Below are 15,230 nucleotides of genomic sequence, written 5' to 3' on the forward strand. Positions count from 1 at the left end.
GCGGTTGCCTTCTTGTCCCGCGAAATTTTAAAAAAATTTCGCTTTATCTATGTTTCAAAAGAAGGGCAAACACATCAGATGGATAGATCAAATGCCACAGAATAGTTAGGCTGTGAATACCCCTCTTGCAGCCACAAAGTGGCGAAAGGCGGGTTGAACAGCCTAGCTATTCTGTGGGGGTACTAAACAACTTCTGATGTGTTTGCCCTCTAAAGGGAAACAACTATGAGTGTGATGAACTACAAATGCCCCTCATGCGGGGCGCCGATTGAGTTTAATCCGCGATTGGGCAAATTTAAATGCGGATACTGTTTTACCGAGCATACGGAAGAAGAACTGACTGCCTATCTCGAAAAACTGCAAGCTAAAACTACTGCAGCAGACGAAAGCGCCGGTGATGCTTCTGCCGGCCATAATGTCGCACCGGAATCCGGTACGGGAAATGACAGCGGAGGAACTCCTGATAAAGATACCGCTTCCGGCAACAGCAGCGGAAAAAGCGGACAGACCGTTAAGGTGTACCAATGCGCCAACTGCGGCGCGGAAGTTGTTGCGGGCGACACCTCAACGGCGGCTTTTTGCTACTACTGCCACAGCCCGGTGGTTATAACCGACCGGCTCAAGGGCGATTTTAAACCCGACCGCATTATCCCGTTTAAGATTGATAAAAAGACCGCTGTGCAGAAATTTCTGGAATGGGCGGGCAAAAAAAAATTTACACCCAAAGGCTTTACGAGCGAAATGCAGCAGGAAAAAATCACCGGCATTTACCTCCCCTACTGGCAGGCGGATATCGATGCAAAGGTTGACTACCATGCGGTCGGTGTGAACGTTACCCGCTGGTCAAGCGGAAACCGGGACTATGTAAAAACCGATAAATACAAAATCGACCGCACCGGTGATATTTCCGTAAACAATCTACAAAAACTCGCATTTTCCAAAATCGACGAATCGTTACTCAACAGCATTACTCCCTACGATGAAGCGGAGATGAAAAATTTTTCTGCAGGGTATTTAGCAGGATTCTTTGCCGAACAATACACCGAAGATAAAGAAGCAATAAAGCCCGCTTTAATGACACAGGCAAAACAAGCCACAGCGGCGCTGATAAAGGAATCTACTTCTTGTACTCATTTTGAATCGGAAAAAGATTCAACCGCGTATTCTGTCCGTGAGCAACGGTATGTGTTACTCCCTTCGTGGATTCTTACCTACGTCTATCACGGTAAGCCGTACGTTTTTGCTGTAAACGGACAAACCGGTACAACCTGCGGCGAACTGCCGCTGGATAAGGCAAAAGCAGCACTGACATCGGGGCTTCTCGGCGTCGTATTCGGTGCGCTTATGTTCTTAGGAGGGATGTTTATATGGTAACGATGGCGACGTCGGCATGTTCAAAAAAATATGCCTACAGAAAACGGCTCATTACGACTCTTTTTTGCTGTTTTCTCCCCCTTATACTTCTTTATGCAGAGACGAGCACTTCGGACGAGGCTGATTGGAGCGAAACCGAATGGGATGCAGACGAACTTTTTATTCCGATAGAACAATTTGCCGGACGACCGGTCGTCGATATGGCGGGCATTCTGACTCTTAGCGAACAACAGGAAATAGCGGCACGCTTTACGGAATTTTCCGAAAGCCTCAAAACGGATGCGTCAGTGGTACTGGTTGCCGACACCGGTGATTTGACAGCGGAAGCTTATGCAGATGATTTCTTTGATTACGGCGGCTACGGCTACGGAGAAGACCGCGATGGAATCTTGCTGTTAATCGTAACAGGATACGGCGACGGCAGCGGAAGAAAAGCGCATATTTCAACCTCAGGTAAGCGTACGATCAATACCGTTACCGATTCCCGTATTGATGATCTGCTCGATGCGCTCATCGACGGTGGAGCAGCGGATGGAAATTATGCCGCCGGGATCAATGCATATATCGATAAGCTGCACACCATAATCCAATCACCGGAACAAGCGGCCGCCGCAAAGCTGAAAAGCAGCCTCTTATTTGCCCTCGGTACCGGTGTTTTCGTGTTTTTAATCAGCTTTTTGATTCTATTAAAACGCTATAAAATAGCCGGTGCAAAACCGTACTACGATCGGGCGAAACAAACACAGGTACGCTTTGCTTCTACGAACGACCCGCTTATCAGTACCAATACGATAAGTACCGTACGGCCTAAAAGCAATTCAAGCGGCAGTTCCGGAAGCTCCACTCATACATCTTCAAGCGGGCGCTCTCACGGCGGAGGCGGCAGGTCGTTTTAAGTTTTAAGCGGGTGCCTTTCGGGCATCCTGATTGCATTCACCAAGGCTGGAAGTACGTCACGGCATTTTGAGCAGCTCAAAATAGAACTGCTCAAAAGCTTGTTATAAAGTTTTATACCGACAAATACTGAAAAGATATAAGCGATCTACCATTTACCGGTCTAAAGCGGTTTTAATGTATACTCTACTTCAATAGTTTTCTTGCCGGACTTTTCAACTGCATCGGCAGCGTTTACCGTATAGTTACGGTACTGAATTATAAATCTATGAATTACTGAAGACTCTCAACTTCTTCTTTGGAGAGTTCGACAATTTTGCAAATATCACCAAGGGGGTAGCCCATAGTAAGCATCATTTTCGCTGTTTGAAGAGCTTTTTGGTGGGAACCTTCAACAAGTCCGAGGGATTTACCTTCTGTATAAGCAATCTTCCGTTCTTCTGCCCGTTGTACTGCTATATCTGTTGCATAATCATATTCGGCTATCAACATATTTATGACCTCCTTTGATTTACGCTGCAAGTATTCTTTTAAGATACCATTTTGTATGCATTCTTTTATGGCATTCTCAAAACCGTACTCTTTATCCCGTTCAATATTCCGTCGTACAATTTCCACAAACGTACTGTATTCTTCTAGTGGCTTACAATGGTGCAGTATTGTGTGCGCTTTATTTTTATTGATATTTAATACTTTTACTTCCAGTTCTAATGGAAGACGCTCAGGCTTGGTCATAAAGGCATCGGAAAGATGCAATACCGTTTCGGTGGAGTATTCTTCTTGCCCATTGTAAAAAATATAAAATTCAGGAGTCGGAATTTTTATAAGGCTGCGGGCATACCGCTCTTGTGCATCTAAAATACGTTCATATAAGCGTACTACATATTCAAGACAGCGTATCGGCATATTGGGGTTGATCGTTGACTGATGTTCCGCCAATATAATCATCTTATTATCAACTAAATACGACACATCATTGTAGAAAGACATATACATCACTTGCTCAAGACGCAATGGTGTTAATACGGATACGGTATCCAGATGCGTACTATGTAGGGCATTATATAATGAGAGGAAATTTTCTTTTGCTTTTTTATCTTCGCTAAACAGATCTACAAAGACGGAATCTTTATAATTTCTGTTTACCGCCTGTTTTCGCTCTTCCATGTCATTAAGTATAGCAGAAAACGTATAAAGTGCAAACAGATTTATTTGCCAAGCCGCTTTGCGATGGCTCTACTGATAAAAAAGTCAATACTGTTTATATGGTGTTAGCATAGAGTCCAAAATCCGAAAACGCAAGAAAAAAAAATTGAGTACCTGCATGCGAAATCCGTAATTGACCGCTGGATAGATTTGATTTATTATCTATTTCAGGGAGTGTACTATGAACCATACCGGCCTTTTTTCCTACATACTGACAAGAAACGTCAAAACCAAAAAAATGAGATGTATACCCATTGCTGCAGCGCTGTGTCTCGCTGCAATGTTTATATTCGCAGTTATGAGCCTTACCGGATGCGCCGATAAGCGGCAGACGGCTGCGGACAGCGGAACGGAGGAATTTGTTACGGCGATTTCTCCGACCAATATCGGAAGGCTTGCTCCTATTGCCGTCAGCTTTGCCTGCGATGTTATCTGCGAACCTGAACAGGCTTTGCAGTTTTCTCCCCGGCAGACGGGAACATGGGAACTTCAAGACAGCAAAACGGTTGTGTTTACGCCGTCCGTTCCTTATTCTTTCGGTCGTAAAATCATCTTATCTGCAGACTGCGCAAAGTTGTTCGGAAAAGATACGGCACAAGGAACATATCGCCATGTCTTTTTAGCCGATACCCCTTCCTACGAGGTCGCGCTGGATACATTAACTCTTGATCAGTATGAAGAGGCATATTCGCTCAGCGGCAGCATCACTACGGATATTCCCGTTACGGCGGACACCATCCGGCACTGCGTTTCGGCAAAAGCGGGAGGCTTTTTTAAAAGATCCTGCGCAATACAATGGGAACAAGGCTCGTCGGGAAAGGTATGGAAATTTTTTATCCAAAATATCAGTATTAAAAAACGGGCACGGAGCTTATCGGTTTCGTGGCAGGGGCGGAAGCTCGGTTTGTCGAAAAAACAGGATGCGGCATTTGCGGGCGAAAAATTATTTACTATTCCGCCGGAAAATGAATTTTCGATTATCGATATCAATACTTCAAAAAAGAACACCATACTGGTAAGTTTTTCGCGAATGCTCGACACATCTCAAGATATACAGGATTTTATTTCGACTCACAATGAAGACGGTTCTCGGAGCGACGATGTTAACGTATCAGCCAGAGGTAACGTACTGACGATTTATGACGATTCAAATTGGCGGAATATCAGAACTATCCGCATTTCAAACGGAATCAAAAGCTCGAACGGCATCTACCTTGCCGCAGCGCGGACTATCACTCTTTCGGATAATTGGGAACTGCCGTCCGTGCGTTTTATGACCGACGGAACTATTTTACCGTCATCACAGGGGACGGTGCTACCGGTCGAGACACGGAACGTAAGCGGTCTTTTAATACAAGCTTTTGCTATTTACGATCATAACATCGTTCAATTCTTGCAGGTCAATGAATTGGACGGAACCGATGAACTGTACCGCGTGGGCGAGCCGGTGTGGACGCAAAATGTTTCATTCGATTGGGACGATTCGATGCAGAATAAATATATTCCGCGTGGAATCGATGTGTCGGCGCTCACTAAAAAATATCCTCATGGGATGTTTCAAATACGCATCTCATTCAGAAAAAAGAATATCAAATACCGTATTCCCACAGATGCCGATGAAGCGTTTGCTTCGCTGCCGCAGCCTCCCGATATAATCGAAGCTGATTTGCCGCCCGACGAAAAAAGTTGGTGGAATTACTGGGAAGATTTGGATTATGATGAACGGGATACCTATTGGTCAAATAAAAACAACCCCTATCATCCGGCCTTTTACATTCCGCGTTTTAATAGTAAGAATTTGATAAAGCGGAACATTCTTATCTCGGATGTCGGCATTATGGCGAAAAAGACAACGAGCGGGAAACTGTACGTCAGTGTTGCCGACATCAAAACGGCGCAGCCTATCAGCGGAGCGGAAATTACCTGCTATTCGTATGTCGGCTCAAAAAATGCCGAACTCCGGTCGGATAAAAACGGTTCCGCAGTACTCGAAGACGCTTCCAAGGCAGTATTCATCGCGGCAAGCTACAAGGGACAGACTTCATATTTGAAAATTGGAGCCGGAACGGGATTGAGCGTCAGTCATTTTGAAACCGGCGGCGAAAAAACCGTAGGCGGCGTAAAGGGATTCATTTACGGAGAGCGCGGCGTATGGCGGCCGGGTGATCCGCTCTACCTGACCTTTGTGCTGCAGGATTTACAGAAAACCCTGCCGGCGGATATTCCGGTCTCTTTTGAACTTTCCGACCCGCTCGGACGGGTAACGGAGTCGCGCCTCCTAACCCACTCGGTAAACGGCTTTTATCCGGTGGAAACAAAAACCGCCGCAGGCGCGGTAACCGGTCTCTGGCAAGCAAAGGTAAAAATCGGCGGACAGGAATGGACGCGGCCGCTCCGCATTGAAACGGTCGTCCCGAACCGCCTGTCGGTTAAACTGGAACCTGAGAAAAAAATGCTTACTAGCGGTACGAACAACTTTACGCTTTCGGGGGCATGGCTGCACGGTGCGCCGGCACCCAATTACAACGCAGACGTTGCCGTGTTCTTTACCTCTGCGCCGGATAATTTCGGTTATTCCGATTTCAGCTTTACCAATCCGTCGGTAGAAATGGAACTAGGCCGCTCAACCATTTGGGAAGGAACACTGAATAGCGCCTCAAAGGCAACATTCAGCGAGCATTTCACCATCGGCGCAGATGACCCCGTACCGGGAAAACTACAGGCGCATTTTGTCAGCCGCATCTTTGAGCCGTCGGGAGCCTTTTCTACCGAACAAAGCGCTTTCCCGTATTCGCCGTACAGCCGCTATGTCGGTCTGCGGCTGCCGAAAGGAGATGCCGCCCGCGGAATGCTTTTAACCGATGTTCAACATACCGCCGATGTACTGCTGATAGACCAAGACGGTAAGCCGGTTCCTTCCGGCGAACTGTCATATACGATTCATAAATTGGATTGGAAATGGTGGTGGGAAAAAGACGCCCTCACCGACGCAACGTATGTCTCCAGCAACTCGTCTTATGAAATTGTACGCGGCTCGGTACCCGTTACAAACGGAAAAGGGAGCTTTCAGTTTGAAATAAAATATCCTTCATGGGGACGTTATCTTGTTACGGTCTCCGATGGGCGGCGCGGACACAGTGCGGCAAAAATCGTGTATATCGACTGGCCGGGATGGGCCGGACGCGCTCAAGAAAGCGGTTCGGGCAGCGCGGCGATGGTTACGCTCATCACCGACAAACGGCAGTATAGCACGGGCGAAACCGCTTCTGTTTCGTTTGCCTCAAGCGCCGGAAACAGAGCCCTCGTTACGGTAGAAAAGAACGGCGAAATTCTCAAACAGGATTGGCTTGAAACCGCTAAAGATACCACGGTGTATAAACTGAAATTGACGGAGGCAATGGCGCCGAATGTGTACGTGCATATCACGGTATTGCAGCAACACTTGCAAACGGCGAACAGTTTGCCGATCCGCCTTTACGGTATCGTACCGGTGATGGTCGACAATCCCGCCACGAAACTCAATCCGGTGATTACCGCTCCGGCCGTCTATGCGCCCAACGAAAAAGCGGTTATCTCCGTATCCGAACAAAACGGAAAACCGATGACATTCACGCTGGCTGTTGTCGATGAAGGGCTTTTAGGATTAACGAACTATCACGGGCCGGAACTGAGACGCGAATTCTATAAGAAAGAAGCGTCACAGCTTTCGAGCTGGGATTTATATCAGTATGTTATGAACGCCTATAGCGGAAAGCTTGAAACACTGCTCGCAATCGGCGGTTCCGAAGACCTTGCCGATAACCGCGAACGGGGCAACAATCGGTTCAAACCGGTGGTACAATACCTCAGCCCCTTTACGATCGCCGCCGGTGAAAAGAAGCAGCTTTCGTTCGATATGCCTGAATATGTCGGAGCCGTGCGGGCGATTGCGGTTGCAGGCTTTAACGGCGCTTACGGTATTGCGGAAAAAACCGTTCCCGTAAAGGCCGACCTTATGATACAGGCAGCGCTCCCCCGCACACTCGGTGTCAATGAGCGTATCGATGTACCCGTTACGGTATTCAACGGGACGGACTCTGCACAAAATGCAAAAATCACCTTGAATACAAAAGGCGCCATTCCGTCCTTTAACGCTGAAAAAAACGTAAAGGTTCCCGCTTCTTCGGATATGACTGTTACGTTTACGGTAAAAACGGAAGCAGCCGGTACTGCCGACTTCACCGCCGCCGTAAAAACGGACAAAGGTTTTGCGCAGTCGATAACGCCGGTAGAGGTACAGGCACGGGGTATTCCCGTTACCTACCGTACACCGTTTACGCTGAAACCTTCGGAGAAAACGATTGTGAGCGTGCAAAGTCCGGGAGAAGTCAGTTCGACAACACTTTCGATGGAGCTTTCTTCCATACCGGCGCTCAATTTAGCAAGCAGACTCGACTACCTGATTCGGTATCCGCACGGATGTATCGAACAAATTACCTCCGGCGGCTTCCCGCAACTGTATCTCGCAGACTTTGCACAGCTTTCGCCGCAGGAAAAGACGCGCATTCAAAAGCATATTCAATCGGTTATCGAACGGTATCCTCAGTATCAAACCGCATCGGGAGCCTTTGCGTACTGGCCGGGCAACAGCGCTCCGTCCGCATGGGGTTCGAGCTATGCGCTCCACTTCTTAACGGAGGCAGAGAAGCAGGGCTATGCGGTACCCGATTCGATTAAAAAACCGCTGACCTCTTGGCTCGCTTCCTCGGCGGCGGAATGGGAATCCTATAGTGAAGATTCGGCTGAAATACAGGCATACCGGCTCTTCTCGCTTGCGCTTGCAGGCAGCCCGAATATCGGCGCAATGAACCGGCTGAAAAATGAACAGCTTGATGCTTCCGGTTCGTTGCTATTGGCAGCTGCATACTCACTTACAGGCAGAGATGACACGGCGGAGGACGTATTTGCAGATGCATTGGGCGCGTTGACTAAACAGGAGACATCCTACCGGTATACCGGCGGCTCTTTCGGTTCGTCCACCCGCATACAGGCGCTCTATTTGATGGTATGTACGCTGCTGCAGGATGATGTAAAGGCGGCGAAAGCAGCCCGCGAGGTTGCATCCGTACTTTCTTCCGATGATTGGTGCAGTACGCAAGAGACCGCGTGGCTCCTATTCTCGCTTTTACCCTATTACAAAAACCGCGATGCAGCCTCGTGCAGCTATACCGTTACGGCGAACGGCGCGGCACGGCAGGGACAGCTTAAAAACGCCTCGATTATCGAAACCTTGCCTGCGGGAACGGCGGACAAACAGACCATCGAAGTAACGAACACCGGAAAAGCGATCCTCTACGGCATTTTAACCGCAGAAGGCATGTCCGTACCGGGAACGGAACAGCGGCAGAATGAAAATATCGACCTTGATGTTTCGTACTTCAATTCCGACGGATACATGATTTCTCCTACCAATTTGAAGGTAGGGGATTCATTCGTCATAAAAATTCTTGTCGCGAACCAAACATCGAAGAAGATCGAAAATATCGCGCTGACGTTCCCGATTCCAACCTGCTGGGAAATCAGCAACGATCGGATAGCCTTGGACAGCAGCGACGGTTCGGATTCTTTTGCCTATCAGGACATCAGAGACGACGTCGTATATACCTACTTTGATTTAGCGCGTAGGGATTCGGTAACCTACAAGTTCTATGCGACGGTTGCCTATAAAGGAGAGTATTTTATACCGGCTATCCATGCGCAAGCAATGTACGATAATAAGATTAGAGCGGTGGTGCCGGGTCTCAAAGTGTCCTTTTGAAAATATGCATACCGTCTACGGCGTTGCTACACAAAAATAAATGCTCAACGTACAGGAAGTACGCCTCCGCTTTATTTTTGTTCGCGCCTTGTATCCGGTACCACTATTTTCAAAAGCGCTGGAGATACGGCGCATCTACTTCGCTACTGTTTAAACCAGCGGCATCCGTGCCGCTTCTGAAAATCCTCAACGTATCAATTCCGCCAAGGACGGCGGTGGCTCTAGTCAGTAGTGTGTTTGCCCTGCAAACACGCAGGTAAAAAATGTACAGGGATGTACATTTTTTACCGTGCCTGCGGTTAATTTGTGCTTGCGCCTCGTAATTTCAAAACGGACAGGGATGTCCGTGGTTCTACGCAGCAGCGATGTTTTTGCAACGCAAAAACTCGCCGTCAGAACGCCCAAGGACGGGCGGGATATTAATCAGAAGCGAGTTTTGTATAAAACTCGTCTTTTCCCGACATACACGGAAGTATGTCGGGAAAAAGTGTACACGGATGTACACTTCTGGACAGTCTATTTCAAAAGGCTTACGGAAAGTGTGTTTTACGATATGCTGCTGCTGAAAATGCTCAACGTATCAGAGCGGACAGGGATGTCCGTGGTTCCGCGCAGTAGCGACGGGGATGTCTCAAAAGTTGGTTACTTTTTCGACATCCCCGCGAGTTTAAAATTAAGTCTTTATACAGCAACGACTTAATTCTAAACATCGCATCTAAATCTAAGGATGGTGGTGGTTCCCCTTAGCGGACGACTTAGGTAGATTGCGAGCCGGTGCAGCAATCTATCCTAAGGACCAGCCTTTGTTCCAAAGCTTCGTTCTTATAGTGCTTCCACTTCTGCTGGAGAGAGTCCGGTTGCTTGCGCGATATTTTCCCGTGATAACCCAAAATGCAGGAGATTTTTCGCGGTTTCCAGCGCCTTTTGGCGGGAACCGCGAGCTTCGCCTTCAGCTAATCCGCGCTCAAGGCCTGAATTGAATTGAACCTCTGAAATAGTCGCAATATCGCTTTTCAACTTCATCCGTGATTCATACAATTTTCGTTCTTTGGGGGTAAGACTGAGTACATCTATTTTTTCATTCAATATCTGTAATACGGGTGATGTGGTCGCTATCATGGCTCTTTCCTCCTTATCATCGGTATTTATAAACTGTAACCAGTTTATCAGTTTCTCTTGATTTCCGATAGGCTCTTGCTGCATCGTTACTTGACTTGCCAGCAAGAGATTCAAAAAATGTATCTCAAGCAAATCAGTGAGCTGCTGATAGCTTTTTTTCTCCAAGATACGATAAACAGAGTGTACCAGATTATTCAACTTGAACCCCTGCGAAACCAAATTGATCGCAATACACCTGGTCAGGCTCGTATATGCCTCGCCTTCTTTAAACCCTTCAACATATATTTTAGCCCAGTAGAATAAGGTGCGAGGAATAAATTCCGCGGACCAGCTATTCTGGATTTCAATGTCGATGGTTGTTCCGTCTTTCAATCGGAGCTTAACATCCAAAATACCGGTTTTATCGCTTATGGTATCTTTGGCAAGTTCCTTATCCAGCAATTCAAGACCTTCAATCCGATCGGTAGGGATATCCAGTACGCATTCAAGGAAATCTTGTAAACAAACTTTATTTTCTTCCGATCCGAGCAAGAGTTTAAACAGATAATCATTTCTCAGTGTAAGAGTATCGTTCATTTTTTTCGCCTCCGCGCATATACCTCTCTTATAAGGCACGGATGCAAAAATGGCTAAGAATTTTAAGAGAAAATCACAAGTTTTTATTAAATGCTTATTTTATCACGCCCTACACATTTTGCCGGTTTGGTTTTACCACGTACTAAACACTCTCCACTACCCCTGCAAAATCCTATTGCAATACCTCCTGCACCGGCTGATTGCAACATGAGCAAATACCGGCGTCACATGCAGGGCATAGTCCTCTTCATTCCACACACCACGTTCAAGCTTATAGCGGTATTCTTTAATGCGCTTTTTAAGACGTTTTTTCTTCTTTTGCGCAAGATATATCCCTTTCGGCTTGAGTAAAAAACCAAGAAACGGTACACCATTCGCAGTTTTGCCGATTGTTTCTTCCTTTAAAGTTAAAAGCAATTCATCTTCCAAAAAACGCTTTACAGTATGCAGCATGTCTTTTATTTCCTGCATGGTATCGGCAAAGAGCAACACGTCATCCATATAGCGGACATAGCCTTTTACCTGCATCTTTTCTTTTGCATAGTGATCAAAAAAGCCGAGATAAAAATTTGCAAAGTATTGGCTCGTTAAATTTCCAATCGGTAACCCTCTCCCTTCCGTTACACAGTAAGAAGCCAGCAGTTTATCAAATAAGTTGAGCAAGGCTTTATCTTTAAACTTAGCTGTCAACAATGCCGTAAGTTTACTGTGTGAAATGGAATCAAAATACTTTTTCATATCAAGCTTGAGGAAATAAGGATATTGTTTGGTAAAATGCAACGCGCGCAGTAAGGCAGCTGTTAAGCAGTGTACCTCCTTGTACACTGCTTAACGTCGAGTTTTTTGCAAGGCAAAAAACATCGCTATTGTGTTGAACCACCGCCATCCGTGGCGGTCCCTTTCCGGCAGGCATAACTTTCTTTAAAATGCAGCAACTGAACAAAGTCTGAACTTTGGAAGTTGCTGCATTAATGCGCAACAGCGCATACGTCAATAAGCAAGTTTTCGCTTGAGAAAACTTGACGGTTAACGAGGCAGCCTTATTGCGGCTGCCGAAGTTATACCACCGTATATTTGAAGCCGCTCAAACACCTGTCCGGTGATATTGATAATAGCGTGGTGCAGTACCCGCTCCTCAAACGGGGCAGCACAGATAAGCCGCTCTTTCGGGTCGTATATTTTAAAAAACCGGTAATTGCCGAGCGGAATAGTTTGGTTGATAAGATGAGTTTGTAAAGTTTTTAGATTTTCGTATAGATTTTTCTCATATAATACTACATCGGGTCTTAACCGTTTACCGCGAGCTGCATTATAAAAGGCAATGAGCAGATTGTCCCACTCAGCTATGTGCCGGTACAGCTTGCCGCTTCTTTTCATAGTCTTGTATCGCTTTTAGAAACGCTGCTCCGAATTTTTCGCACTTTCCCTGCCCGACACCTTCAATTTGCCCCAATGCGGTTATCGTCTGCGGTTTCTTTTCCGCTATTTGTGCAAGTTGAGCATTCGTTACTACGGCATAGACAGGAATCCCCGCTTGCTCAGCCAGTTTTTTCCGTTCATCCCGCAAGTAAGAAAACAGTTCAAAAACTTCGGGCTTTAATACTTCTTTGTAATCTACCGAAGCTTTTCCTTTATCGGCAGCAGGCGCAAAAGAAGTGTCTATGTATTCGGCAATGATTGAATAAAAACTGTTTTCTCCCGTTGCAACAAATTCTTTGGTAACGGCGATAATTTTATGCCCGCGTAAAAAAGCATTCATTTCGGCAACCGCTTGTTCGCAATTAGCTATCGGTATCGTTAACAAATGTACCTCCGTGTACATTTGTTAACTGCGAGTTTGTTTTCACAAACTCGTTTCTGCTTAAAACTACGCCCATCCATGGGCGTTCTGAATAAGTAATATTGACCTGTTTGATTTTATGCACAGCAAAATTGGTTTTTCAGTAGCGGCACGGATGCCGCTGGTTCCATATAGAAGCGATGTTTGAGGCGAAGCCTCAAACTCGTCGATGAAAAATGTACACGGATGTACATTTTTCATCAGGGACGGTTCACACCGTTTGAGTGAGCTCTAGGGACGCGAAACCACACGAAAGCCAAGATTGTCGTTGCTGTTGTCGGGGTTGTCGTTGTTCCGTTTACCGACGACGCAGTTCTTCGCGTTATTGTTCCAGCTACCGCCGCGTATGACGCGGTTATTACCGGAAGCAGCACCTTATTAATGTCCCTACCGTTTTTTAGTCAAAAAATTTTCGAGCCGCTAAAGCGGCTACTCGGTGCCGCTTTAACTTATTTTCAAAACTATACTGCACCTCACAGGCAAAATGTGTGAACCCTAGGGGCGACAAGCCACACGAAAGCCAAGATCGTCGTAGCTGCCGACGCAGTCCTTCGCGAGATTGTTCCAGCAACCGCCGCGTATGACGCGGAAAATACCGGAAGCAGCACCTTGCGGGTCAACTACGAATCCGCCGGATGTATAAGCATCGTCGTTTGCTGTAGGATTATCATCATACCAATCAAAACACCATTCCCGTACATTCCCGCTCATATCGTGTAAGCCTAGTGCATTTGACCGTTTTTCTCCTACAGGATGGGTCTTACTGTCTGGATTATTCCAATACCACGCAACCGCTTTTGTCTCATCCGCATTATTCCAGTCAGCTTTTGCTCCGCTTGCACTGTTTAGTTTGGTCAGCCATACTTCTCCGTATTGTTCAGCATTCGTACTTTTGTTTTGCCACCGGGCTGCATATTCCCATTCCGCTTCCGTCGGCAGCCGATACCCTTTTTTACTCATATCGGCATACGCCGCATCACACTTACTACCTTTCGTTGCGTCTTTTAATACCGTAGTATCGGTTTTACTTTTGCGGTATACGCACTGCTCATCAGAGCTATTCTTCATTTGGGTATACGCATTGCACCATACAATACAGTCTCGCCAGCTTACACTCGTTACCGGCTCTTCTTCGCTCCCGTTTCCGTCTTTACCTTTTACTCCTGCATTGGCAAACGTATACCCGTTTTCAGCTTTTACCGCCCAGTCGTATACTTCTTTCCACAGCTTATACGTCACTTCCGTTTTGCCAAGCTTATAAGGGCTCAATGTTACCTCCCGCCCTGCGCGAAATACCCCTTTCCAATACTCATCCGCTCCCGGCAAAGACGCCGTATCCGGATCCATACCGGTAATCCCCGCTGCAGACGGGGTTATCGTTACAAAATTGCCGGAAGATGGTGTAATTTCTCCATTTCCCGAACCGCTACTCCCTACAGTACCCGGGCAGCCGGTACACACTAACAGTGCAGCGAGCAGCAGCACTATCGAAAAACCTAAGACTTCTGTCTTTCTATTCTTTCCTTTCATAACATTTCTCCTTCAAATAGATGGTTTTAGTTAATAATTGATAATTACGGCTCCGTTTACCCGCTATCAAACCACACTGCCGGACGGCTCCTACGATAAAAAGCTGTGTTGATGATATGTTTACAAAAGCGGCTTCTTTGCATACCTAACGCACAAAATATGCCCAAGGCAGCAAAGTACCGTTTTTGTGTAAAAGTAAAAACACTAGCACTGCTTGTGCCGTCCGCAAAAATTGATGAGAAAAAATAATAATGTCGTTGTCTGACTGAAAAGGCTGCCCGTTTTTCAGGGCGCAGACAGACTTTACGCCTGAGTTGCTGAGTTGCTGAGTTGCTGAGTTGCTGAGTTGCTGAGTTGCTGAGTGATTATGCCGACAAAACTATGTGTGTCAAGTATCTTTTTAAAATATGCGGGTATCTGCGCTTTTAGGGGAGATAATCGATACTGTAGTAATCCGGTTCTGAAACTCAGCATAGAAATAGTATAGGGGCAAAAAGGGAAAAGTGCAAGTTCTTTTGAAAATATGCATACCGTCTACGACGTTGCTCGTTCAGCGAAGTACATTGCTGCAAACAAATTAATTGGTGATGTGCAATTTGTAATTAAGAATTCATAATTCATGAATTACACATTACCAATTAGTTAAGCGCTTCCACCTCTTCTTGAGTGAGGCCGGTCTTCTTTTCTATAAATGAAATTTCGCAATTTGCTTGTTTCATCAGCCATAGCAGTTCTGATACGTTGAGGATTTTTCAGAACGGTATTAAGCCTTTCCGTTAGCCTTTTGAAATAGACTGTTAAAAAGCGTACGTCCCTGTACGCTTTTTAACGACGAGATTTGTGCATAGCCCAAATCTCGCTACTGTATAAAACCACCGACGTCCATGTCGGTTC

General features: G+C 46.3%; 10 protein-coding genes and 1 pseudogene. 4 read left to right on the top strand and 7 right to left on the bottom strand.

Annotated features, from left to right (window positions below):
- Nucleotides 1–225 precede the first annotated feature (225 nt).
- Both GWP43_RS05485 and GWP43_RS05490 read left to right on the top strand, forming a co-directional pair.
- On the top strand, nucleotides 226–1,374 hold the full coding sequence (locus GWP43_RS05485) for a TFIIB-type zinc ribbon-containing protein (protein ID WP_162663323.1): 1,149 nt from the start codon (nucleotides 226–228) through the stop codon (nucleotides 1,372–1,374).
- Entirely contained in the window at nucleotides 1,368–2,270 is a 903-nt protein-coding gene (locus GWP43_RS05490) for a TPM domain-containing protein (RefSeq protein WP_162663325.1), read from the top strand. The genes GWP43_RS05485 and GWP43_RS05490 overlap by 7 nt, the downstream gene beginning before the upstream one ends.
- A 271-nt stretch (nucleotides 2,271–2,541) precedes the next feature.
- Here GWP43_RS05490 and GWP43_RS05495 read toward each other — a convergent pair whose 3' ends face one another.
- The gene (locus GWP43_RS05495) at nucleotides 2,542–3,435 is read right to left on the bottom strand and encodes an Rpn family recombination-promoting nuclease/putative transposase (protein WP_162663326.1); all 894 of its coding nucleotides are present in this window, start codon (nucleotides 3,433–3,435) and stop codon (nucleotides 2,542–2,544) included.
- A 220-nt stretch (nucleotides 3,436–3,655) separates the two neighbouring features.
- Here GWP43_RS05495 and GWP43_RS05500 point away from each other — a divergent pair, with 220 nt between their 5' ends.
- Entirely contained in the window at nucleotides 3,656–9,271 is a 5,616-nt protein-coding gene (locus GWP43_RS05500; RefSeq protein ID WP_162663327.1) for an alpha-2-macroglobulin family protein, read from the top strand.
- Between the two features lie 340 nt (nucleotides 9,272–9,611).
- A complete protein-coding gene (locus GWP43_RS05505; RefSeq protein ID WP_162663328.1) occupies nucleotides 9,612–9,971 on the top strand; it encodes a hypothetical protein in 360 nt (119 codons plus the stop codon).
- A gap of 122 nt (nucleotides 9,972–10,093) precedes the next feature.
- Here the strand turns inward: GWP43_RS05505 and GWP43_RS05510 are convergent, their stop codons facing one another.
- The 6 genes and pseudogenes from GWP43_RS05510 to GWP43_RS05535 form a co-directional block, all read right to left on the bottom strand.
- Nucleotides 10,094–10,966 (bottom strand): Rpn family recombination-promoting nuclease/putative transposase, encoded by an 873-nt coding sequence (locus tag GWP43_RS05510; protein ID WP_162663329.1) that lies wholly within the window; start codon nucleotides 10,964–10,966, stop codon nucleotides 10,094–10,096.
- 156 nt (nucleotides 10,967–11,122) lie between these two features.
- Nucleotides 11,123–11,791 carry an RNA-directed DNA polymerase gene (locus tag GWP43_RS05515; RefSeq protein WP_414162720.1) on the bottom strand — a complete coding sequence of 223 codons (669 nt, stop codon included), beginning with the start codon at nucleotides 11,789–11,791 and terminating at the stop codon, nucleotides 11,123–11,125.
- Nucleotides 11,792–11,992: 201 nt separating this feature from the next.
- Nucleotides 11,993–12,343 (bottom strand): hypothetical protein, encoded by a 351-nt coding sequence (locus GWP43_RS05520; RefSeq protein WP_230978087.1) that lies wholly within the window; start codon nucleotides 12,341–12,343, stop codon nucleotides 11,993–11,995.
- On the bottom strand, nucleotides 12,306–12,770 hold the full coding sequence (locus GWP43_RS05525; protein WP_230978088.1) for an HRDC domain-containing protein: 465 nt from the start codon (nucleotides 12,768–12,770) through the stop codon (nucleotides 12,306–12,308). Before GWP43_RS05525 ends, GWP43_RS05520 begins: the two co-directional genes overlap by 38 nt.
- 267 nt (nucleotides 12,771–13,037) lie before the next feature.
- Nucleotides 13,038–13,163: pseudogene (locus tag GWP43_RS05530) on the bottom strand (SUMF1/EgtB/PvdO family nonheme iron enzyme); the annotation flags it as partial.
- 138 nt (nucleotides 13,164–13,301) lie between these two features.
- Nucleotides 13,302–14,336, bottom strand: a complete 1,035-nt coding sequence (locus GWP43_RS05535) for a formylglycine-generating enzyme family protein (RefSeq protein WP_162663331.1) — start codon at nucleotides 14,334–14,336, stop codon at nucleotides 13,302–13,304.
- Between the last annotated feature and the right edge of the window lie 894 nt (nucleotides 14,337–15,230).

It is taken from the genome of Treponema vincentii (assembly GCF_010365865.1).
Classification (GTDB): Bacteria; Spirochaetota; Spirochaetia; order Treponematales; family Treponemataceae; genus Treponema.